Annotated in this window: 20 protein-coding genes and 1 pseudogene; 7 read left to right on the top strand and 14 right to left on the bottom strand. The window is 72.0% G+C overall.

Annotation, left to right across the window (positions count from 1 at the left end; genetic code table 11):
- Nucleotides 1-72 precede the first annotated feature (72 nt).
- Together ACZ3I4_RS26060 and ACZ3I4_RS26055 are read right to left on the bottom strand one after the other, a co-directional pair.
- Nucleotides 73-864: a DUF2382 domain-containing protein gene (locus ACZ3I4_RS26060; RefSeq protein ID WP_465384631.1), complete on the bottom strand. Its 792-nt coding sequence runs from the start codon at nt 862-864 to the stop codon at nt 73-75.
- Between the two features lie 141 nt (nt 865-1,005).
- Entirely contained in the window at nt 1,006-1,767 is a 762-nt protein-coding gene (locus ACZ3I4_RS26055; RefSeq protein ID WP_465384630.1) for a TetR/AcrR family transcriptional regulator C-terminal domain-containing protein, read from the bottom strand.
- A gap of 237 nt (nt 1,768-2,004) precedes the next feature.
- Here ACZ3I4_RS26055 and ACZ3I4_RS26050 point away from each other — a divergent pair, with 237 nt between their 5' ends.
- Genes ACZ3I4_RS26050 through ACZ3I4_RS26040 form a run of 3 tightly spaced genes read left to right on the top strand, consistent with a single transcriptional unit; the run spans nt 2,005 to nt 3,171 of the window.
- Nucleotides 2,005-2,412, top strand: a complete 408-nt coding sequence (locus ACZ3I4_RS26050) for a phage holin family protein (protein ID WP_465384629.1) — start codon at nt 2,005-2,007, stop codon at nt 2,410-2,412.
- A complete protein-coding gene (locus ACZ3I4_RS26045; protein WP_465384628.1) occupies nt 2,409-2,744 on the top strand; it encodes a DUF3618 domain-containing protein in 336 nt (111 codons plus the stop codon). The genes ACZ3I4_RS26050 and ACZ3I4_RS26045 overlap by 4 nt, the downstream gene beginning before the upstream one ends.
- Nucleotides 2,745-2,778: 34 nt before the next feature.
- Nucleotides 2,779-3,171: a hypothetical protein gene (locus tag ACZ3I4_RS26040; protein ID WP_465384627.1), complete on the top strand. Its 393-nt coding sequence runs from the start codon at nt 2,779-2,781 to the stop codon at nt 3,169-3,171.
- A 59-nt stretch (nt 3,172-3,230) separates the two neighbouring features.
- Here the strand turns inward: ACZ3I4_RS26040 and ACZ3I4_RS26035 are convergent, their stop codons facing one another.
- The 8 genes and pseudogenes from ACZ3I4_RS26035 to ACZ3I4_RS26000 all read right to left on the bottom strand — a co-directional run bounded on the left by ACZ3I4_RS26035 (nt 3,231) and on the right by ACZ3I4_RS26000 (nt 12,833).
- Nucleotides 3,231-4,349, bottom strand: a complete 1,119-nt coding sequence (locus tag ACZ3I4_RS26035; RefSeq protein ID WP_465384626.1) for a winged helix DNA-binding domain-containing protein — start codon at nt 4,347-4,349, stop codon at nt 3,231-3,233.
- Between the two features lie 4 nt (nt 4,350-4,353).
- Nucleotides 4,354-5,694, bottom strand: a complete 1,341-nt coding sequence (locus tag ACZ3I4_RS26030) for an AfsR/SARP family transcriptional regulator (protein ID WP_465384625.1) — start codon at nt 5,692-5,694, stop codon at nt 4,354-4,356.
- A 61-nt stretch (nt 5,695-5,755) separates the two neighbouring features.
- Nucleotides 5,756-6,076 (bottom strand): annotated as a pseudogene (locus ACZ3I4_RS26025) (alpha/beta fold hydrolase); the annotation flags it as partial.
- Complete coding sequence (locus ACZ3I4_RS26020) at nt 5,980-6,483, bottom strand: alpha/beta fold hydrolase (protein ID WP_465384624.1); 504 nt, start codon at nt 6,481-6,483, stop codon at nt 5,980-5,982. The pseudogene ACZ3I4_RS26025 and the gene ACZ3I4_RS26020, both read right to left, overlap by 97 nt.
- 95 nt (nt 6,484-6,578) lie before the next feature.
- The gene (locus tag ACZ3I4_RS26015; protein WP_465384623.1) at nt 6,579-9,239 is read right to left on the bottom strand and encodes a helix-turn-helix transcriptional regulator; all 2,661 of its coding nucleotides are present in this window, start codon (nt 9,237-9,239) and stop codon (nt 6,579-6,581) included.
- Between the two features lie 24 nt (nt 9,240-9,263).
- The gene (fahA, locus tag ACZ3I4_RS26010; protein WP_465384622.1) at nt 9,264-10,457 is read right to left on the bottom strand and encodes a fumarylacetoacetase; all 1,194 of its coding nucleotides are present in this window, start codon (nt 10,455-10,457) and stop codon (nt 9,264-9,266) included.
- Nucleotides 10,454-11,308 carry a hypothetical protein gene (locus ACZ3I4_RS26005; protein WP_465384621.1) on the bottom strand — a complete coding sequence of 285 codons (855 nt, stop codon included), beginning with the start codon at nt 11,306-11,308 and terminating at the stop codon, nt 10,454-10,456. The genes fahA and ACZ3I4_RS26005 overlap by 4 nt, the downstream gene beginning before the upstream one ends.
- Nucleotides 11,309-11,345: 37 nt before the next feature.
- On the bottom strand, nt 11,346-12,833 hold the full coding sequence (locus ACZ3I4_RS26000) for an ADP-ribosylglycohydrolase family protein (RefSeq protein WP_465384620.1): 1,488 nt from the start codon (nt 12,831-12,833) through the stop codon (nt 11,346-11,348).
- Between the two features lie 121 nt (nt 12,834-12,954).
- Between ACZ3I4_RS26000 and ACZ3I4_RS25995 the strand changes: the two genes are divergently transcribed.
- Nucleotides 12,955-13,308: a response regulator gene (locus ACZ3I4_RS25995; protein ID WP_465384619.1), complete on the top strand. Its 354-nt coding sequence runs from the start codon at nt 12,955-12,957 to the stop codon at nt 13,306-13,308.
- Between the two features lie 24 nt (nt 13,309-13,332).
- Complete coding sequence (locus ACZ3I4_RS25990; protein WP_465384618.1) at nt 13,333-14,847, top strand: sensor histidine kinase; 1,515 nt, start codon at nt 13,333-13,335, stop codon at nt 14,845-14,847.
- Between the two features lie 15 nt (nt 14,848-14,862).
- Here the strand turns inward: ACZ3I4_RS25990 and ACZ3I4_RS25985 are convergent, their stop codons facing one another.
- Nucleotides 14,863-16,293, bottom strand: a complete 1,431-nt coding sequence (locus ACZ3I4_RS25985; RefSeq protein WP_465384617.1) for a type 2 periplasmic-binding domain-containing protein — start codon at nt 16,291-16,293, stop codon at nt 14,863-14,865.
- Between the two features lie 259 nt (nt 16,294-16,552).
- Here ACZ3I4_RS25985 and ACZ3I4_RS25980 point away from each other — a divergent pair, with 259 nt between their 5' ends.
- Both ACZ3I4_RS25980 and ACZ3I4_RS25975 read left to right on the top strand, forming a co-directional pair.
- Nucleotides 16,553-18,187 carry a sensor histidine kinase gene (locus ACZ3I4_RS25980; RefSeq protein WP_465384616.1) on the top strand — a complete coding sequence of 545 codons (1,635 nt, stop codon included), beginning with the start codon at nt 16,553-16,555 and terminating at the stop codon, nt 18,185-18,187.
- A complete protein-coding gene (locus tag ACZ3I4_RS25975) occupies nt 18,178-18,840 on the top strand; it encodes a response regulator transcription factor (protein WP_465384615.1) in 663 nt (220 codons plus the stop codon). Before ACZ3I4_RS25980 ends, ACZ3I4_RS25975 begins: the two co-directional genes overlap by 10 nt.
- A gap of 33 nt (nt 18,841-18,873) precedes the next feature.
- On the opposite strand, the gene ACZ3I4_RS25970 is transcribed toward ACZ3I4_RS25975, so the two are convergent.
- The 3 genes from ACZ3I4_RS25970 to ACZ3I4_RS25960 form a co-directional block, all read right to left on the bottom strand.
- Nucleotides 18,874-20,151 carry a hypothetical protein gene (locus ACZ3I4_RS25970; protein ID WP_465384614.1) on the bottom strand — a complete coding sequence of 426 codons (1,278 nt, stop codon included), beginning with the start codon at nt 20,149-20,151 and terminating at the stop codon, nt 18,874-18,876.
- A gap of 201 nt (nt 20,152-20,352) precedes the next feature.
- Nucleotides 20,353-21,351: a glycoside hydrolase family 16 protein gene (locus ACZ3I4_RS25965; RefSeq protein ID WP_465384613.1), complete on the bottom strand. Its 999-nt coding sequence runs from the start codon at nt 21,349-21,351 to the stop codon at nt 20,353-20,355.
- Nucleotides 21,348-21,872 carry a hypothetical protein gene (locus ACZ3I4_RS25960; protein ID WP_465384612.1) on the bottom strand — a complete coding sequence of 175 codons (525 nt, stop codon included), beginning with the start codon at nt 21,870-21,872 and terminating at the stop codon, nt 21,348-21,350. Before ACZ3I4_RS25960 ends, ACZ3I4_RS25965 begins: the two co-directional genes overlap by 4 nt.
- Between the last annotated feature and the right edge of the window lie 165 nt (nt 21,873-22,037).

The following is a 22,037-nucleotide window of genomic DNA, read 5'->3' as shown; positions in this document are numbered from 1 at the left end:
GGCCACCCCATGTCCGCCACGCCTCATATCGTGACAGGCGAACGGGGTTCGGCGTCCGGTCGCGCGAGACGGTCAGCGACGGTCGCGGCCCTCGGGGCCGTCGAACTCGACCTGCTCCTTGCGGACCTCGCCGCTGACGGTCTCCTCGTCGCGGACGGTTTCCTTGCCGAGGCGGACCCGCTCGACCGGCACGGTTTCGGTCTCGACCACGGGCCGCTCGGCGTGCAGGGTCACCTCGTGCTCGGCCTCGCTGATGTCGGGCCCGTCGAGGGCGGCGCCGGCGTTGGCGTCGGTGATGGGCTCACGCTCGAGCCGCACTTCTTCGCGCGTGACCGGAACCGTGACCTGCTGCTCCTCGGTGACCACGTACTTGCGCAGCCGCGCCCGGCCGGCCTCCTCGGTCCGGGTGCCGCCGACCAGCCGCTCCTCGGAGCGCGTCATGGCGTCGTCGCCGGCGCCGGTGGCCGTGCCCGTGTCATAGGTGCCGCGGTCCGAGTCGGTGCCGGCCCCGGAAGAGAAGGTGCTCGTCTCGGAGGAAGACGTGCCGGCCTCGGACGACAGGTTGTAGAACGAGTACAGCTCACCCTCCTCCGCGTGCGACAACGGCCCGTCGGCGTCGATCCGCGGAGCGTCCTTGACCCGCTCCTTGCTGTACGCGACCACGACCCGGTCCTCGGTGACGGACGCGCCGCGCAGCGGGATGAAGGTCTCCTTGGTGCCGAACAGGCCGGTCTTGGCGGTCAGCCATTCGGGATCGCCGGTTTCGGCGTCGAGGTAGACCTGGCCGACCGAGCCGATCTTGTCGCCGTCGCTGTCGTACACGTCGGCGTCGGTGATCCGGGCGATGTCGTTCTGCGTGATCATGGCTGATCCTTCCGGAGGGGTTTCCGCGGCCGGAGAAACGGCGGCGGCGCGGTTTCCGGAGCGCCTGCTCCGACCGCTGTACGCCAGGAAGGTGCCCCTCCGTTTACGACATAAACGGAGAAGAAATGAGGGATCGTGAATTCATTTCTCGGCGGTCAGCCGGGGTGGACGGCGGCGCCGGGGCAGCAGCAGGGCCACCCGGTCGAGCAACGCCTCGAGGGCCTCCTCGAAGTCTTCGGCGGCCACGTCGACGGACAGATGCGGCTCGAGACGCTGCAGGATCGGGTAGCTGCTGAGGTCCTCGATCGGGGACACGTCCGGTTCCTCGACCGGGCCGGTCTCCACGCCGCGCGCCGACACCTCGAGCAGCAGGTAGCCGAGCAGGAAGCTGCTGAAGGCCCGGTAGACGGCGGCGGCGTTCTCGTCGGAGAAGCCGGCGTCGGTCATCACCTCGAGCAGCGACTCGATCCAGCGCAGGCTCCGCAGCGGGGGCCGCACCCAGGGCGCCGCCGGAGGCCGGGTCGCCACGAGGGGAAACACTTCCGGGTGGGCCAGGGCGATGCGGCGCAGGCCGTGGGCCAGGCGTTGCAGGTAGTCGACCCAGCCGGCATGCGCCTCGAGGTGCACGTGCGGGTCGCCGAACAGCTCGTCGACCACGGTCTCGACCACGCCGTCGAGCAGCGCTTCGCGGCCGGGCACGTACCGGTACAGGGCCATGCCCTCGACGCCCAGATAGGCGCCCAGACGCTGCATGGTGAGCATCCGCAGGCCGTTCTCGTCGATGAACCGCACCGCGGCCTCGAGGATGCGCTGCTGATCCAGCCCGCTGCGGCCGGCCGGGGCCGCACCGGCGGGGACGGCCGCCGGGGCGTCGCCGTCACGCGGTGTGCCGGGGTCCACCATCACGCCTCCAGGGCCGGGTGCGGGCCGTCACATACCGCACAAGCCTCCCACAGGGCGTCACCCGCGGGAGGCGGCACCTGACGTGAATGTTCTTCGGCTGTGCGTTTAGTACATAAACAGCTGGCGTGCCGATCGGATTTATTACCCCGGGAAAGGGTTGAAGAATGGAGGAAGGGGGGAAGTCAGCGATCGCGTCGCGGCAGCATCCTGCGGCCACGACGGTGAGGAGTGAGCACTATGCCGGAAGAGACCTCGAGCACCTCCACCTCGGACCTGGTGAGCCAGGCCGCCGCCCAGATCTCCACTCTGGTGCGTGACGAGCTGACGCTGGCCAAGCTGGAGCTGGCCGAGAAGGGCAAGCGGGCCGGGGTCGGCGGCGGCCTGTTCGGCGGGGCCGCCGTGCTGGGACTGTACGGTCTGGGCCTGCTGCTGGTTCTCGCCGTGGTCCTGCTCGACCTGGCCTGGCCCCTGTGGCTGGCGGTCCTGGTCGTGATGGTGGTCGTCTTCGCCGCGGCCGGCGTCGCCGCCCTGCTGGGCAAGAAGAAGCTGCAGTCGGCCACTCCCCCGGTGCCGCAGGACGCGATCGCGGGCACCCAGGCCGATGTACGAACCGTCAAGAACGCCGTACGAGAGGGACGATCGTGAGCCACCCGGAAACCCCGGCCGACCCCGACCAGCTGCGGGCGGAGATCGAACAGACCCGCGCCGAGCTCGGGCAGACGGTGCAGGAGCTGGCGGCCAAGACCGACGTGAAGGCGCGGGCCAAGCAGGCCGTCAGCGACACCACCGAGCAGGTGAAGCACAAGCTGACCGGCGTGAAGGACCAGGCCGCGCAGGCCGCCGGCACGGCCCGGCAGCAGCTGGCCGACTCGGATCTGCCCGCCCCGATGCGCCGGCCGTTGCCGCTGGCCGCCATCGGCGCGGCCGCCGTGGCCGTGATCGTCGTCATTGTCATCGCAGCGCGCAGGAAGCGCTGAGGCAGCACATCACCACCGAAGGAGAGGAAACAGCGTGAGGGTTTACAAGCTGGCCGCCGGACTGGCGATCGGATATGTGCTCGGCAGCCGGGCCGGGCGGGAGAAGTACGAGCAGATCGTCACCACCGCACGCAAGGTGCAGGACCACCCCACGGTGGCGCAGGCCCAGCAGAAGGCCAAGAGCCTGCTCGGCAGCGGAACAAGCACCGGCGCCGGCACGGACGAGCCCGCCGCGAGCACCGACGTGGTCGTGACCGACGTGCAGGAGACGCTGGTGGTGGCCGAGCCCACGCCGACGCCCACGCCGTCCTCGACGTCGACGCCCACGCCGTCCTCGACGTCGACATCGACGTCGACATCGACGCCGACTCCGGCCCCTCCGCGGCGCCGCCCGAAGTCGGCCCCGGTCAGCCCGGCCGACCTCTGACCCGCACGCCTCGTTCCGGCCCCGGCGCAGCAATTGCTGTGCGCCGGGGCCGGATCTGTTCAGGCGATCAGCACCTGCAGGCCGGGCCCCGCGCCGACGATGGCGGCCATGCGCCCGGCCTCGGCCGCCAGGTCCTGCTCGGAGACCGGGCCCGCCTCGGGGAACAACGTCACGGCGAGGCCCTCGACGCCGGATTCCCACGTGCCGGCGACCTGGCCCGCGCTGACGACCACGGGTGAGATCCAGCCGGCCGCCTTGCTGATCAGGGCCCGGCGCCCGGCCGCGATGATCTCTTCGTTCCGGGTGCCGGGGCCGAGCACGAACTGGTCGAACGCGGGGAGCAGCCGGACGCCGGGCATCGGTTCGGCGGCGGCCAGATCGTCCAGATCGGCCGTACGCGCGTACGCCGCCGCACCGTCGACGGTCACCTCGGTCAGCTCGCCCGACGCGGTGAGCGCGGCGAACCACTTCCTCAGCGCGGCCTTCTTCGACGCGCCGCGGATCAGCCACTGGTCGAACGTGTCCATCGTGGCCGGGCCGTACGCGCCCAGATAGGCGGGGATGACCCGCTGGGCGGCCTCCCCCGGATCGGGCAGACCCGTCCAGCCGTCGAGCCACGTTTCCGGGCTGGTGAAGGTGACCTTGCTGCCGTCGCCCGGCCCGTGGCACAAGAGGCCCTGCCAGGCCAGCGGCTTGAGCACGGCGCCCCAGCCCGACCCGAGCAGCTCGGCCAGGGAGTCGTCGCCGGTGCGCTCGAGAATCCGCGCGGTCAGCTGCTCCCGGGTGAGCACCGCGTCGTGCAGCACCTCACGGGCGGCGCCGGCGATCGCGGTGATCTGCTGGGCGGTGGCAAAGGTCTTCTGCCAAGACCCTTTTTCCCACGTACGGGCGGCGGCCATCAGACTGAGGCAGGCGGCCGCGTCGTCCGCGGTGAGCAGGTGCAGCGCGCCCCGCATGGCCCACACCTTGATCAGCTTGCGGCTCTGAAGCGCCCGACCGGCCTCGCCCGGGGCCGGGACCGGGAGGCGTACGGCGACGGCCTGCTCGGCGGCCGAGGCGACCTGGGCCTGGACGCCGCACAGCCGCCCGACGATCCGTTCGGCCGACGTCCCCTGCGGGCGGTCGAGGAACTGCCGCCGCATCCGCCACGACCGGACCTGGTCCACGGACAACTTCATCGTTTCACCGTACGGTGATCCGGCCGTACCGCTGAACGAGGGCGCCACCCCAGGGCCGCCGGCGTCGCGCCGGTCTCGGCTCGCCGGCGCCGACGGTCACCAGGTGGGCGCCGGCCAGCTCGAGAAGCCGTCGCCGGGCGGTGAGCACGACCAGGCAGGCGGGCGAGTTCGGGATCAGCGACCGGGCCTGGGCGGCGCCGGCCACGTTGTCCAGAACGATCAGCATGCGCTTGCCCGCGGTCAGGCTGCGATAGGCGCCCACCTGCGCCGACGGCGTGTCGGGCATGTCGGCGCGGCGCAGGCCCAGCCCGTACAGGAGGGAACGCAGTGGATCCTGGTTGTCGCCGTGCAGATCGAGGTAGAGCTGTCCGTCGGGGAAGTCGCCGGCGACGCGATGCGCGAACCGGACGGCGAGGGCCGACTTGCCGGAGCCGCCCGGACCGCTCATCGCGACGATCAGCGGGCTCGTCCGCCCGGGCCGGTGCAGACCCGCGGCCAGCCGGTGCAGCCGGGCGAGTTGGTCCTCGCGACCGACCGGCTGCGGCGGATCCGGGGGAAGCTGCGCCGGGTGCAGGGGCAGCAGCGGCGGCCGGCTGTGGGCCAGCACGCCCAGGTAGGCGTCGTGCAGGTCCGGTCCGGGGTCGATGCCGAGCTCGCCGGTGAGCCGCTGCCGGATGCCGTGGTACACCGCCAGCGCCTCGGCCTGCTGACCGGCGGCGGCCAGCATCGTCACCAGGATCGCGTGGACGGGCTCGTGGAGCGGGCCGGTCTCGGCCGCGTGCCGCACCGAGCCCAGCAGCCGCGCCGGCTGACCGAGGCGGAGGGCCAGCCGGGCCGCCGCGACGACGGCGTCGACGACCTCGTTGCGCAGCCGCAGGAACGGGGTCCGGGCCGTGGTGCCGGCCGGACCGGCGCCGGCGACGCCGTGGCCGAGCCGCAGCGCCTCGGCGTACCGGTCCAGGGCCCGGTCGTGCTCGCCGTCGCCCGTGCAGGTCTGCGCCTCGGCCACGAGCTGCCGGAACCGGAGCAGATCGAGCGTCTCCGGTCCGGCCGCGAAGCGGTATCCGGTGCCGTGCCGGGTCAGGTAGGCGCCCGCGGCCCGGCGGGGCAGCCCGGGTTCGAGGAGCCGGCGCAGACGTCCGACGTACTTGTGAATGATGTTGATCGCGCTCGGCGGCGGCTCCGAGCCCCACAGCATCTCGACCAGCGCCTGCAGGCCGACCGGCTGGCCCGCGTCCGCCAGCAGCAGCGCCAGCAGGCATTGCTGCTGATGGGGACCCGTGTCGACCTCGGCCCCCGAGTGCCAGACGCGCACCGGACCGAGAATTTGAAGCCGCACTGTCATGCCGTGACGGTAGGCAGCGGGCCGCCCGGACTGACTACGTCGGATGACGTAATGACGCCGCTCAGTCGACCACCTGCCCGGCCGCGGCCAGGATCGCCTCGACGGTCGCCCCCGGGTGCGACACCAGCGACACGTGCGAGGCGGCGACCTCGAAGATCTTCGAATCGGCCCGCTCGGCCATGGACCGCTGCGTGGCCACCGGGATCACCAGGTCGTCGGTGCCGACCACCGCCCAGCTGGGCAGCGTCCGCCAGGCCGCCGCGGCCGACGGGGTGGCGTTGGCGCTCAACGTGATCGGCCGCTGCCCGGCAACGATGAGCCAGCCGTCCGCCTCGGGCAGATCCTGGGCGAAAAACTTGAACACGGTGCCGGGCTTGAGGAAGGCCTCGGCGTCACCTTCCGGGCGCCCGGATAGCCGACGATGTCGAGAACCGTCGTCGGGTCGGGCACGTCGAGGGCCGAACCCGACCCGCCCAGGATCCCGAAGATGCTCTCCCCCTCGGCCGGGAGGAACGCGTTGACGTAGACCAGGGCCTCGGCGGCCGGGATGCGGCCGGCGGCGTTGCTGATGACGACACCGCCGTACGAGTGCCCGGCCAGCACCACCGGCCCGCTGGTCCGCTGGGTGACGAACGAGGCGAGGTACGCGGCGTCGGAGGCGACATCCCGCAGCGGGTTCGGCGGAGCCAGCACGGTGAATCCCCGGCCGCGCAGCTCCGACGCGACCGCGTTCCAGCTCGACGCGTCGGCCCAGGCCCCGTGGACCAGAACAATGGTGGGTTTGGTCATTTCGATGCTCCCCTGTTGATCACCTGAGTGCCGTCGCGGCCGATCCTGAACGCGGCCAGTGGAAATCCGGTGAACAGGCAGTGCACGCCGATCGTTCAGGCCTCGCCGAGGGCCGTGATGATCCGGGCCAGTTCCGTACGGGAGCCGACGTCGACCTTCGGATAGATGCGGTAGAGGTGGGTGCTGATCGTGCGGGGCGACAGGAACAGCCGTTCGCCGATCTCGCGGTTGCTGAGCCCGTCCGCGGCCAGCCGGGCGATCTGCTGTTCCTGCGGCGTCAGCACGGCCAGCGCGTCGATCGGCTTGCGACGCGTCTCGCCCGTCGCGCGCAGCTCCGAGCGGGCCCGGTCGGCCCACGGGACGACGCCGAGCGCGTCGAAGGTCGTGACGGCGTCCCGCAGCAGGGGCCGGCTGTCGCTGACCCGGTAGGAGCGGCGCAGGGCGGCGCCGTACGTCAGCTGCAGCCGGGCGCGGTCGAACGGCCGGCCGGTGAGGTCGGCGGCCAGCGCGGTCTCGTAGTCCCCGGTGAGCACGGCCCGGGCGTAGCCGAGCCCGGCCAGCAGCGCCGGCGACTGGCTGCTCTCGGCGATCGGCTCCAGGGCGGCCACGATCGGGCGCAGCTCGTCCAGGAAGCCGCCGAGCACGGCCGCTTCGGTCAGGTGGCCGAGCAGATGGAGCTGCTGGTGCGGGAACCAGGCGCTGTCGCCGGGGTCGAAGACGCGCAGCAGCTGCCGGAACGCGTCGTCGGCCCGGCCCTCGGCCAGCGCGGCCACGCCCCGCGCCCGCTGCACCAGGGCCAGCATCGGAAGGATCCGGGCGGCGTGGATCGTCTGCTCGGCGCGATCGCAGCGGTTGCGGGCGGCGGCCACGTCGCCCCGCATCGCCTCGACCAGGGCCATGGTCAGGCCGCCGCCCATGGCCCACATCGGCTGCCCGGCCTCGCCGGCCAGCGCTATGCACTCGGCCGCCAGGGGCAGCGCTCCCCGGGTGTCGCCGAGGCCGGCGCGCGCCGCCGCGGCCGTGTTGAGCGCCTGCGCCAGCGCGCCGACGCGGCCCTGCGCCCGGAAGTCGGCCGCGGCCGACAGGGCGAACGTTCCGGCCAGCTCGAACGCGCCGACGGCCCAGGCCGCCACGGCGAGGTCGTTGCGCTGCGACGGCGTCAGGTCCATCCGGTGCACCAGGAGCCGCAGCTGGGCCAGGGCGGCGGCGCCGTGGACGGCCGGCGACACCAGGGGCAGGACGGCGGCCGGGCCGGGATCGCCCGCGGGAAGACCCAGCGCGGCGGTGACCTGGGCGAACCGGTCGGCCACGGGATCGGGCACGCTGGAGTAGTAGACCCGCAGGGCCACCTCGGTGAGCGCCTTGACCGCGAAGCCCCGCTCACCGTCGCGACGCATCTCGTCGATCAGGTTCGCGTACGCCAGCAGCCGCTGCGGCCCGGACCAGGCGTTCGGGTAATACGAGTCACGGATCCAGGTCAGCCGGGCCCGGTCGGCCCGGCGCAGCGGCGCCTCGTCGATCTCGGCCAGCAGGCGGCGTACGGTGTCGGCGTCGCCCTGCTCGTGAGCCAGATCGCACGCCCAAATCTGCCGGCTGCCCCGCTCGGCCGGATCCTCGCTCAGCTGCACCGCCCGCTGGACCGCGGCCAGCGCCACCGAGACCGCCTGCCGCTCGGTCGCGCCCAGGGCGGCCCCGGTGAGCTCGCGGGCCAGCGCCTCGTCGGGCCCGGTCACCGCCCACGCGCGGTGCCACAGCCTCCGGTCGGACCGGCCGGGGACGACCTCGGCCAGGGCCGCGTGCACCCGCCGCCGGTCGCCGGGCGGGGCCTGCTGACGCAGCGCCGAGCGCAGCAGCGGATGCCGGAACCGCAGCTCGTACCCGTCGTCCACGGTCACCAGCCGGGCCGCGACGGCGGGCTGGATCGCCTCGGCGGGCACGGCACCGCCGGTGAGAACGGCCGCCGCGGCCAGGATCTCGTCGAGATGGCCGGCGTCGTCGAGCGCGGCGACGAGCAGCAGCTCGCGGGTGATCGGCGGCAGGCCGGCGACCAGACCGGCGAACGTCCGCTCCACCCGGCTGCTCAGCGGCAGCGACGACGGCAGCAGCGCCGAGCCACCGAGACGGGCCGCCGCAGCTCCGAGCTCGACAATCCCCAGCGGATTGCCCGCGGACTCCCCCAGCACCCGTTCGCGCAGCACGCCGGTGAGGCCGGGGGCCGTACGGTCGAGCAGCCGGCCCGCGTCGGCCGCCGACAACGGTTCCAGCCGCGTCTCGGGCAGACCGGCCGCCGTCAGTCTCCGGTCGATGTCTTCACCGTCGCGCACGGTCATGATCACCGCGACCGGGTCCGACTCGACGCGCCGGGCCAGGATCGTCAGCGTGTCCCAGGTCGCGGCGTCCAGCCAGTGCGCGTCCTCGACGGCCAGCAGCACCGGCCCGCCCGTGCCGGCCAGCAGATCCAAGACTTCCAGAGCCCGGCGGTACGGGGAGGCGGCTCCCGCCCCGGCCGGGCGCAACGGCCGCAACAGCTGCTCGAGCCCGGCGTACGGGATCAGCACCTCGGCCTGGACGCCGGAGACGCGCAGAACCCGCAGCCCACGCTCCCGCGCGGCCCCGACCGTGTGTTCCAGCAGCGCCGACTTGCCGATGCCGGCCTCACCGCGCAGCACGAGCGCCGCACCACGCCGCTCGATCACCTCGCCGAGCATCGATCCCAGCACCCCGGCCTGGTCGTCCCGCCCGACGATCTCCACCATGCCCCGGCCGACGGTCGTGCCGCTCTACCGGGCGCTGTTCGCGGGCCGGATCGTGCCGGTCACGCGCCCGAACCCGATCCGGGTGCCGTCCGGGCCCGGGGCGGTGGCGGAGATGCTGACCTCGTCGCCGTCCTGCAGGAAGGTGCGCTCCTCGCCCTTGACCGTCACCGGCTCCCGTCCGCCCCAGGTGAGCTCGATGAAGGCGCCGCGCTGGTGCTTGGCCGGGCCCGAGATGGTGCCGGAGGCGTACAGGTCCCCGGTCCGTACGGAAGCGCCGTTGACCGTCATGTGGGCCAGCATCTGGGCCGGTGACCAGTACATGTCGCGGTAGGGGGGATGCGAGACCGGTTCGCCGTTCCACTCGACCACCAGGTCGACGTCCAGACCCCAGTCCTCGCGGCCACGAAGGTAGGGCAGCGGCTGCGGATCCTGGCCGGGCAGCGGCACCCGGGCCTGCTCGAGCGCGGCCAGCGGCACCACCCAGGGCGAGACCGAGGTGGCGAAGCTCTTGCCCAGGTGCGGCCCGAGCGGCACGTACTCCCAGGCCTGCAGGTCACGCGCCGACCAGTCGTTGACCAGCACCGCCCCGAACACGTGGCCGGCGAAGTCGTCCACGCCGACCGGCCGGCCCAGGGCCGAGCCCGCGCCGACGACGAACCCGAGTTCGGCCTCGATGTCCAGCCGCCGGGTCGGCCCGAAACTGGGGCCGGCCTCGCCGGGATCCTTGCGCTGCCCGCACGGGCGCACCACGTCGGTGCCGGAGACGACCACGGTGCCCGCGCGGCCGTGATAGCCGACCGGCAGGTGCTTCCAGTTGGGCAGCAGCGGCTCGGCGTCGGGCCGGAACAGCCGTCCGAGGTTCGAGGCGTGATGCTCGGAGGCGTAGAAGTCCACGTAGTCGCCCACCTCGAACGGCAGGTGCAGCCGCACCTCGCGGACCGGGTGCAGGGCCCGCTCCGGCACCGGCCCCTCGATCGCGCCGCGGATCCGTTCGCGCACTTCGGCCCAGCGCCGGGGCCCCTGGGCCAGGAACGGGTTGAGCGACGGGGCCGCGAAGATCGGGTCGTCGAGCAGGACCGCCAGGTCGACGACCGTGTCGCCCAGCCGGACACCGGCCCGCGGGGCGTCGCCGCTGCCCTCGCCGCTCACCGTGAAGATCCCGTACGGGAGATTGGCCGGCCCGAACAGCGAATCGTCCGGCACGTCGATGACAGTCACTGCGCGGCTCCTTCGATGATGCCCAGCTCCACCAGTTCGCCGAGCGGTTCGGTGATGCTGCACGTGCCGAACGACGTGAAGGCCGACCGCGCCCCGCCGGCCTCGCCGAGCTCGCGGACCAGCCCCGCCACGGTCTTGCCGTCCCGCTCGGCCAGCAGCGTACGGGCGTCGTGCTGGTCGCCGCCGCGGACGAGAGAATCGGTGGCCAGCAGCACATTGAGGAAACCGTGCTGCTCGAAGCCGGTGCCCGGGTCGGTGTTGCGCACCGCGTGGTGCAGCCCGGCGGTCGCCTTGAACGGCACCCCGGCCGCCACCACGGCCGCGATGGACTCGGCCAGCTCGGCCTCCGACGGATAGAGCTCGGCCCGGACGCCGCCGGTGCGGAACTTGGCCCGGTACCGGCCCGCCAGAGAGCCGATCAGCGCGAGGCGCCGGTCGTCTCGCGGCACCTCGACATAGACCTCGAGCCCCGGCATCTCACCGAACTGATCGACCAGCTCCTCCGGCGTGACGCCGCCGGGCACGGCGACCTCGACCGACCGCAGCTCCACCGGCAGCTCCGCCACGTCGGCGAGGACCCGGGACAGCCCGGCCGGGCCGTCGGGCAGAGTGACCGACAGCGGCAGCGGACCGCCGGTCGTCGCATCGCCGTCGAGCAGCCGCGCGAGCTGCGGGAGCGCCGACGCGCCGACGACGAGCGGCCCGACCAGGTCCGCAAACCAGGTCGTCCGCCGGTCGCGATAGGCGCGGACGGCGTCGGGCAGGGGCGCCAGCCCGGGCGGGAAGATGGCGGCGTCGTCACACAGCCCGGCCACGACCGCCGGGATCCGCCCGGTCACATCGGAGTCCACGTTCGCATGGTAGTGGCTGATCGGCGCTGTCCCGCGGTCAGCCGAAAGCGGTGACGATCCGGCGGAGCTCGCTGTTGACGTAGAAACCGTGGTCGCCGATCAGCGCCTGCATCCCGGCCAGCGCGGCTTGGCCGTCCTTGCCCGCGCGCAGCATCGCGTAACGGGCGCCCGCGGCCGGGGTGCGGCTCTGACCGGCCGCGCAGTGCAGCAGCACGCGGTGCCCCTCCCCGCGCAGCGTGGCCACCATGCGGGCCGCCTGATCGAGGGCGAACGCGGTGTTCGCGTTGGCCCCCGGCTGGTCGACCAGCCACACCTGCACCTGGTCGGCGGCGGGCACACCCGGGAACTGCGCCCGGCCGACCCGGCACAGCGACACCACCGCGGTCACTCCCGCCTGCACCGCGTCGGTGACCAGGTTGCCGAGGACGACCCCGTCGTCGTCGGGATGGGCGACCAGCAGGGCCTGCGGGATCGGCGCCTCCATGCGTTCAACACCGGGCCAGCCCAGCCGGTCCGCCGTCCCGCCGCCGGCGGTCAGCAGGCACATCGCGATCAGGTCGGCGGCCCGCTTACGCTCCCATCCGTGCACGGCCCGCTGCCAATCGAGCGGTACGCCGGAGGTGCCCCAGCGCGCGCCCAGCAGCGCCCCCGCGATGGCCGCCACGGTGTCCGTGTCGTGCCCGGCGCCGACCGCCGCGTAGAGGGCGTCCCGCAGGTGGTCGCACGCGAACACACCGGCCCGGGGATCGTCGGCCCGCACCGGCGTACGGGAAATGGCCGACCACGCCGCCTGCAACGCCGTCACCACGAAACCGTTGTCCGGGAAGTGATCCGGCGGGTGCAGTTCGGCCTGGTCGATCCAGCCGGCCCACTGCTCGCGGCGCTCCACCGGGATCAGCTCCAGACCTTCGCGCAGACCGTCGAACGTGCCGTCGAGCACCGCCCGCCGGATCGCCGCACACCACAGCACGCACCCGTCGCCGGCCAGCGGGTCGGAGTGGGTCAGTTCGCTGACGGCCCGCGCCGCCCCGGCCATCGCGACCGGATCACTGAGATGAGCAAGAGCGACCACTCCCGTACGCATGAGGGACCCGTTCCCGGCGCTCTTGCCGGTCTCCTCGTGCAGCACCCGGGCGGCCTGCGCCATCGAGGCCGCCAGACCGCGCTCGCTGTGCCCCTCGACCGCACCCAGCACGCGCCGAGTCTGGATGCCGATGTCGGTCGCCCCCTGAGCCCGCCACCGCAGAAAATTGGCGGCGATCCGGTCCAGCGCCCCGCCTGATCGCAGGTCGGCACCGGTCGCCGCCACCTCGGCGATGCAGACTGCCATCTGGGTGTCGTCGCTGTACTCCCCCGGCGCGTAGTCACCGAGCCCACCGCCGGACATCACCGGCGCCTGCCCGGACGGCGGCGGAGCGGCCAACTCGTACGGGACGCCGAGCGCATCCCCGCAGGCCGCCCCGACCAGCACCCCGGCCGCCCGATCACTCTGAACCGCCGTCAGCCGCGGCGCACTTCGATCCATGCCCCAATTGTCCCCGAACCCATCCCTCAAGCGCCGGCGCCTCATCCGCACCGAGTCGGCGGGGTGAGGACTGTGGCTCGCCACGATGTGCAGGACTGCCAGATGCGCGGATGATGGCGCTGTGGCCCGCTCCGTTCTGGTGGTTGACGACCATGCCGAGTATCGGATCTCGGTGCGGGCGCTGCTGGAGGCGGACGGGTTCGTCGTGCTGGGTGTGGCCGGCACCGGGGCCGAGGCGATCCGCGCTGTCGGCCGGCTGAGCCCGGACGTGGTGTTGCTGGACATCCGGCTGCCGGACATGGACGGGTTCGCGGTGGCCGAGTCGGTGGCGCGGATGCCGGATCCGCCGCTGGTCGTCCTGGTGTCCAGCCGAGATCGGGTCGCGTACGGCGCCCGGCTGATGGATGCCCCGGTACGGGGATTCCTGGCCAAGGCCGACGTGAGCGGAGCATCGTTGCGGCGGCTGATCGGCTGAATCGTGATGCGTCGAGCCGGGTTCTTGACCGCCGCCATCGGTATCGCCGGTGGCACGGTCGCCGACGCCTGGGCGTTCGGGCTCGATCAGCCGGTGCTGTGGCTTCCCGATCTGGCGGTGGGTATCGTCCTGTTCGTCGCCGGGGCGGCGCTGGTAGCCCGGGTGCCCGGCACGGGACTACTGCTTACCGCGACGGGCGTGGCGTGGTTCGCCGGGACGCTCTGGCCGGCGGCCACCTATTGGCATCGCGGGGTGCTGGTTCACCTCCTCGTCGCGTACCCGGGCTGGCGTGCCGCCTCCCGCGGCGGCCGGCTGGTCGTGTGTCTCGGCTACGCCGCCGCGGTGCTGACTCCGATCTGGCGTGATCCGGCAACCAGTTTGATCGCCGGCGGCATCGCGCTCGGCGTTTCGGTGGTGGGCATGCGCGGGCAGCGCGTCCGGCCGATCGCCGGTCAGGTCGGCACGGGCCTCGCCGTGGTGGTGCTGTCGGCCGCGGTCGCCAGTCGGGTGTGGCCGGCCGAAGCGGTGCTGCCGTCGCTGCTGGCGTACGAGGCGGCGCTGATCGTCGGGGTCGGCGTCCTGTGGGCCGGTCTCCGTCCCGCCGGCGTCACCGCCGTCACCGACCTGGTCGTCGAGCTCGGGCGCGTCCGGGCCGAACCGCTCCGCGACGCGCTGGCCGACCTGCTCGGCGACCCGGCTGTGCGTCTCGGATACTGGCAGGCGTCACGCGGCGCGTACGTTGATGCGGGCGGGGTGCTGACCTTGACGGCCACCGGCCGACAGACGTTGACGAAAGTTGATCGGGAAGGTCGTCCGTTCGCGGCGTTGCTCCATGACGCCCGCTGGGCGGACTCGACCATCGCGGAGGCGGTGGCCGCGGCCGACCGGCTGACGTCGGCGCACGCCGAGCTGCAGGCGGGCATCCGCGCCCGTGTCGCCGACGTGTCGGCGTCGCGCCGCCGGCTGCAGCTTGCCGTCGACGAGGAACGGCGACGTCTGGAGCAGCGGCTGGCCGGCACGGCCGAGGCCCGGCTGGCCGGCATGTCGGCTGAGCTCCGCCGGATGCCGCGGCACGACGATGCCCACCTGGCGCGGGCGGCGGACCAGCTCGAGCGGACGTTGGCCGATCTGCACGACGCGGCCCGCGGGTTGTACCCGCGGGAACTCGCCGGCGGACTGTCGTCGGCGCTGGCGGCCTTGTCGAGTCGCTGTCCCGTTCCGGTCGAGCTGTCGGTGACGGATCAGCGTTTCGACCCGGAGATCGAGATGGCCGTCTACTACCTGTGCGCCGAGGCGCTGACCAACGTGGCCAAGCACGGCGCGGCGTCGGCGGCGCGGATCGAGGTAACGGTGCGGTTCGGCGCCCTGGTCGTCACGGTGGCCGACGACGGGGCAGGCGGCGCGGCCGTCGCCGGTGGAAGCGGCATCCAGGGCCTGATGGACCGGGTGGAGTCCGTCGGAGGTGCGTTGCGGGTCGACTCCGAGCCGGGAGCCGGCACGACACTGGCCGCCGAGTTTCCGCTCGGCGGCCGGCGTTGAGAAAGCAAGCAACGGTCAGCCGATCTTCGTCCACGGGTCGCCGCCGAAGAGCGTCTTCGTCAGCGCGCCCGGCGGAGTGTCGTTGACGCCTCCGGTCGCGGCGAACCACAACAGGTCCTTGTCCGCCCGCCAGGTGGCCACGAAGATCTCGCGTCCGTCCGATCCACCGCATCGGGATCGTCCCTCCGCCACCGTGACGGTGCCGCCCGCGATGCAGTAGACGCCGTGGCCGACCGGATAGCCCCGTTGCTGCACGGCGAAGGCTCCCTTGTCGAAGGTCATCGTCCACAGCCCGGCGTGGTCCTTGGCGTCACGGCCGTTCACCCCGGCGGCGAGCATCGCCTGTTCGGAAGCCGTCTTGCGGTACGTGCCGTCGGGGAAGGCGGCCGCGGCCGGCTGGGTGGACGGGGTGGCGGCGGCCGCGGGCCCGCATGCGGCGACCGACGGTCCCGGATCCGTACGGGACGCCAGGTTGCGGATCGCGGTGATGAACGCCGCGGTCTGCGCGTCCTTCTCCAGTTCGGCGTAGACCGGTTGGGTTTCGCGCCGGAACGCGGCCAGGCCGGCCGGCGTGGCCAGGACGACCGTATGCCCGTCCCGGCAGAACTGCTTGGCCGCATCGGCGGTGGCGGTCATGGATTGCACTCCCCAGTCGCGGGTCGCCATCGCGGCGTCGCGCAGCAGGCCACGCTGTGCCTCGTCGAGGGTCGCGAATTTCTTGCTGTTGACGACGACCGAGTTGATTTTCGAGTACGGCGTGACGTTGCCGGTCACGTTCCTCGCCTCGCCCGGCACCAGTTCGAAGGAGGATTCGGCGCCGGCGAGCGGGGGCTCGGCCCGGTCGAGGTCGGTCGGGGTCGAGCCGAGGGCACGGAACAGCGCGTAGCTCGTGTCGGATTTCGGAACCCGGATGGTCGACCCGCGGAAGTCGGCCGGCGACAGCAGAGACTTGCCGTAGCCGAAGAAGTGGCGGGTGCTCTCGGGGACCAGAGCAAGGCCGGTGACGCCGATCTTGTCCAGTCCGGCGAGCATTTCACCGGCCAGATCCGCGGTCACCACCTGCTTCACCAGGCCGTCGGAGTCCACCAGGAACGGCGCCTGGAGAGCGCGCAACGAGAGCACTTCCTCGGTGTCCCACGTCCGGGTGGGGATCATGCCCATGTCCAGGTCGCCCTTCATAACCAGGTGGGCGACTGCCTGATCCCAGCCGGTGCCGACATCTGTTCCGGCCGCTTGCCAGACCGGCTCGACCCGCATACGTCCGTGTGACTTCGTGCCCACCTGACGGGCGAACTCCTCGATCGCGCGGGCCGAGGCCCGGCCGGGCTCATCGTTGGTTCCGATCCGTAACGTCACAGGTGGCGAGTTCCCGCCGGCCTTGTTGCCGGCGTCGTCCGTGCACCCGGATGCGGCCAGCACCACCACCACAGCCGCGATCGCTGCCATCTTCCGATCCCGTTGCCTCATCGTCCTGTCCTTTCGTCGCCGATGAGACCGACGTTAGGGAGGTGGCGGCGTCCGCACATCGTGGCTGACCTCAGTCGTGCCCGGCGAAATATCGTGGCTGGCCACAGTCGCCCCGGACCCGGAAAAGGACGAGAATCGGCCCATGCGGCGACGGGCGTCACCGACGCTACTCCTGGCTGTGTCAGGTGGCTGTTGGAGTGCGCTGACGTTGGTGGCCCTGGCACACCACGGTGACGTGGTGACGACGTACGCCGCCGCATCCGCCGTGGCAGCCGTCGCCTTTGTCGTCGCCGGGCTGGGGCTGGACGCCGCCGGGTGGCTGGCTTTCCGCGATCCGGCGACCGGCTCGCTGTCCGGGCTCTGCTTCCTAGGCTCGGCGGCCTGGTTTGCTCCCGCGCTTGTCGGCTGGGAAGGCGGGCCGCCGCTCGCTCGAAGCGTCGGCATTGTCGCGGGGCCGTTTCTGGTCCCGATCCTCGCGCACATCGCGGCGGCTGCTCCCACCGGCCGGGTGATCGGTGTCCCCCGCCGCGTCGCGGTGGCGGCCGCTTACGCGCTGACCACGCTGGTCAGTGTCGGCTACGCGATCACGTGGGACCCGTTTCGTGATCGGCGGTGCTGGAGCGACTGTACCGACAACACGTTCCTGCTCGCCGGGAACTCGGGCGCGGCCTCGTTGATCGAGCAGGCCGGGCTGGCCCTCGTCGTGGTGATCGGTTTCTGCACGCTGATCGCGGTCACCTGGCAGCTCGCTGCCGCGACGGCGCTCGCCCGGGCCACCGTATGGCCGATCATCCTGCCGGTCGCCCTCGCCTCCACCGCCGAGGCTGTCTTCGCCGCAGCCCGCCTCGGCGATCCGGCCGAAGGCCCGGAACGCGACCTGTTCGCGGGCCTCTTCCTGGCCCGTGCGGGTGCTCTGACAGCGCTCGCCGCCGGCCTCACCTGGGTCCTGTGGCGGTGGCGCCGGCGCCGGGCCGCCTTCGTCACCCTGGTCAACGAGCTCGACCGACCGCACGGCACCGGATCGCTGCAGGCGACGCTGTCCCGTTTGCTGGGCGACCCGTCGTTGCGAGTCGCCTACTGGTTGCCGCGCGTCGAGCGGTACGTCGACCGGTCGGGGCGTCAGGTAAAGCCAGGCGATGACCCGGACCGCGCGTTGACGTCCATCGTCCGCGACGGCGCCCCGCTGGCGGTCGTCTCGCACGAGCAGAATCTCATCGACGATCGCGCGCTGCGCCGGCAGATCGGATCCGCTGCCCTGCTCGCCATCGACAACGAGCGGCTCAACGCCGAGTTGAACGCCCACCTCGAGGATCTGCGCGCCTCCCAGCGGCGCATCATCGGGGCGGCCGACTCGGCCCGCCGGAGCATCGAACGCGACCTGCACGACGGGGCTCAGCAGCGGCTGCTGGCGGTGCTCTACGAACTCCGGCTGGCCCGATCGGGCCCCTCCGTCCGCGGCGACCAAGCGGCGGCCCTTGACGGGCTGATCGAGGCCGCGCAGCGATCCCTGGCCGACCTGCGGGAGCTGGCCCACGGTATTTTCCCGGCCATCCTGGAGGAATCCGGCCTCGAAGCCGCACTCTGGACGCTCGCCGATCAAGCCACCGCGGTGATCCGGATCGACGCCATGCCCGACCGCCGGCTTCCGGCCGCGGCCGAGCAGGCGGCCTACCTGGTCGTGACCGAGATCCTGGCGGCCAACCGGCCCGCCGGCCTGACCGTCCGGGCCGGCACGCTGGGCGACACCCTGGTCCTCCATCTGGACGGCACGCAGGGCGCGCCCTCGCAGTACCTACTCGATCGGATCGGCGCCGCCGATGGCACCCTGCTCTACAAGGACGGAACCCTGCACGCGGAGATCCCATGCGGATAGCTGTCGCAGACGACTCCATGCTGACCCGGGCGGGCCTCGTCCACCTGCTCACCGGACAAGGCCACGAGGTCGTCGGTCAGGCCGGCAACGCCGGGGAACTGGTGTCGATGGTCGACGTGTCGCGTCCCGACGTCGTCGTGGTCGACATCCGCATGCCACCCACCCACACCGACGAAGGGCTGGTCGCGGCGCAACACATCCGAGCCGCCTACCCGCGAGTCGGCGTACTCGTCCTCTCTCAGTACGTCGAGCCCAGCTACGCCATGCGATTGATCCAGGAGCGGCCCGAGGGCGTCGGATACCTCCTGAAGGACCGCGTCTTCGACGTCGCCGTGCTCGTCGACGCGCTCCGGCGTATCACCGAAGGAGAAACGGTCGTCGACCCCACGATCGTCTCCCGCCTCCTGCGGCGCCGCCGGAGCGCCGATCCTCTCGACGCTCTCAGCGAGCGCGCCACCGAAGTCTTGAGCCTGGTCGCCGAAGGGTTGTCCAACCACGCCATCGCCGCGCGACTCCACATCACCGAACGGACCGTCGAATCGCACATCACCAAGGCGTTCCTGCAACTCGGCCTCACCGACGATCCCGACTCCCACCGGCGAGTACTCGCCGTGCTCGCCTACCTGCGCCATCGCGCCACCGATCCCGGCTGAGAACACCCGACCGCGCAGGAAGGGAGCCGCGGCTCAGACGGCTTGGCCGATCAGGTAGCCGTCGTTGTCGAGAATCCGGTTGGCCACGATGAAGGTATCCAGCTGCCGGTAATAGGCCTGCACATCGGCCTCCGGGACGTGCGAGCGGACACACCGTTCGGTGCCGTCGATGTCTCCGCGGGTGCTGCTGACCCACTTGCCGGTAGTCGGGCTGATGTAGAAGCGCACCTCGGCACAGTCCTGGCTCGGGCTGGAGATGCCGAGCAGGCGTCCGTGCTCGTAGTGGGCCGGGTTCGGGTAGTCGAAGCAGGTGTCGACCTCGGTGTCCGGCGACGGGACGAAGGTGCCGTCGTCACACATGAAGGTGTGGTTGGTCGCGGCCAGCGCGGTGTCCGACAGCCGGCGCACCACATAGCCCGAGGCGCCCCACTTGTCCGGCGTGCGGGTCTCCGCCCACAGCACCGTGTAATAGCTGGCCGGCGACTGCGCGAAGGAAACGTAGAACCACGGGATCCACCACGGTTCGATGCACCCGGCCGGGGAGATCACCCGGTCGCAGCGCACCGCCATGGAGGCCGGGAGGCTCCACTGGCCCGCCGGCAGCGCGTCGTTGCCCGGGTTGGTGGCGATCAGCGAATACTGCGGAAGGTACTGGCTGCGGCCGGCCGGCAGTGTGGTGTAGGTGATGGTCCCGGACACCGTGGCGCCGACGGTCAGCGCCTGCGAACCGAGCGGCGAATACCGGGTCGTGCAGCCCTCACCGCAGGCGACATTCAGCGCCACCGACATCGTGGCGAGCCGGCCGGTGCCCGCGACGAGGGTGACGTACCACGCCTCGGTGAAGGTCAACCGGTTGACGACGAGCGTGGCTTCGGTGCTGATCTCGACGGTGGCGGTGCCGGTCACCTGACCGGTCGTGCCGACGGTCTGGAAGGTCCGGCGGTGGGCGTTCAGGCAGTAGTTGGTCCGGCCGCTCACCGAGTACGAATTCGCGGTGCGGCCGGCGCAGGACACCGGCGCGATGCCGGCCGCCGCGGTCTTGACCGCCCCGGTGACACAGGCGGCCTGGTTGTGCCCGGGCCGCCGGAACTTCGCCGGATCGGCCCGCACCGCGGCGCAGTCGTTCTTGGACTTCACCTCGTCGACCGGCAGCGACTTGGGCTCGGTCACCTTGGTCGGCGGCGCCTCCGGCACAGGCACCGGGGCGGATTCCGCCACCGGCGGAGCTGGGGTGGGCGCGGCGAACGACGGTGCCGCCGCCGCGACAGTGAACAGGCTCAGCAGGGTCGCCGCGGACGCGACGACACGCATGCGGAAATGCACGATTACCCCCGTGGTTTCGGCTCTTCGCATGGATCTGCGTGAATGTTGCGCCCCGCGCCCGACGGTTGGCAATAGGCATTTCGGTGATCCTTTGCGGGGCTGTTCCCCGAACCGGGCCCGGACCTGTCACCAGGTCCGGGCCCGGCGCTCGCGGCCACCGGCCGAGTGGCTCGGCGGTCCGGCGAGAGCTCAGACCGGGTAGACCCGCACCCAGTCGGCCTCGTACGTTGCCGGGGTCATCTTGGTGCCGTCGAAGTTGTCCAGCTGGATGGTGAGGTGACCGGACGCCATCGTCTGCATCGCCCGGTGCTTGGCCGTGGCGCCGTCGAAATAGCGGAACCATTCGACGCCGTCGACGAATCCGCGTACGTGCTCGGGGGTCCATTCGACAGCGAAGTTGTGCCAGTCGCTCAGCGCGGTTCCGCAGTGCCGGGCGTGCTCCTGATAGATCTTGTCGCCGTCCTTCGGGTGTGGGTAGTGCAGGAACGCCTCGGCACAGGCGGCGCCGGGCTCCTGGTTCTCCAGGAAGTCGTACTCGCCCTCGTCCGGCCATTTGTCACCGTCGGGCCACACGATCAGCAGCGGGTGATAGGTGCGGCCGTTGCTCGACCCGGTGTTGCGCGACCGCACCCGGGCCTCCCACCGGCCGTACTTGGTCTTCCAGTCGTTCTGCAACCAGCCGGTGGTGCCGTTGGCCGAGCCGGTCATCACCAGCTTGGCCCCGTCGACCGTGGTGGCGCTGGCACAGCGCTGGCCGCCGGACGCGTGCGGGTTCTTCCAGCATTCGTCGGCGTCACTCCACTTGGCCGGATCCGGCCTTCCGGCGTACGCGAACTCGTCGCTGTACTGAGCCAGTGGTGTACCCCAGCCATGACGCACAGCCGCTTCCACTCCGTCGCCCGTGCCGCCGGCCCCGTCGACGGGCGGCGGGTTGAGGCTCGGCGTGACGCTCACGCTCACCGGGGTGAGCGGGCCCGCGGCCGTCCGCGGGATCAGGATGAAGGAGTACGTGGTGTCGTTGCGCAGCAGGTTGAACTGCTGGCTGCGGACGCCGGCGGCCACGTCGTTGGCCCACGGGCCGTTGTTGCGGGTGTCCGTCCCGTCGCGGCCGATGTTCCAGCCGACGATGTCGGTGCGGGTGGTGGTCCAGGTCAGCGTGCCGGTCGCGTTGCCGGGCACGCCGGTCACCCGCACGTCCGGCGACGGATTGGGCCGGTAGCCACACGCGGTCGTGGCGAATCGGCTGCCGGCGGCCAAGTCGGTGGCGCGCAGCAGCACGTTGGCCCGGGCGGCGCCGGCCGGGACGGTGAAGCGCCCGGCGATCCGGGTGAACGCGGCGGTCCCGCCCTGTTCCAGACGCAGCGTACGAAGTTCTCGTCGCTGAGCACCTGCATGGCCTCGGTGGCCACCACACCCAGGATGGCCGCGGCCAGTTTGCGCGCCTCCCGCTCGATCAGGGCCTGCCGTTCGGCCTCGGGCAGGTCCTGCGCGTGCTCCCAGATCTCGAAGACGAAGTCACGTTCGCCCAGTACCAGCCAGTCGTCCGGGGCCACCACCCCGACCACCGCGGCCGCACGGACCCGGTCCTCCAGCGAGGACTCGAGCCCCGCGGCGCGGGCCGCCGCCGCAGTCGGCGGGACAGCGGCGACGGCCGCGGTAATCAGGGCGACGACCGCGGCCGCCACCCGTCTCGTTCTCGACGATCTCATCTTTCCTCCCGGAGTCGGCGAGTTCGGTTATAGCGGCGCCAATACATTTCCCGTCCATTGCGGAAATGGCCCCGATGGCCGCTTCCGGCCAATCCCTCTATTCGCAATCTCATCGATGTTTAGCTGTCGCCGCCATCTCGTCGTCTGGGTGTGGAGAGTGCGATG

Source organism: Actinoplanes sp. NPDC021490, from assembly GCF_055562135.1.
Note: the sequence above shows the minus strand (reverse complement) of the source record. Positions and strands in the feature narration are given on the sequence as shown.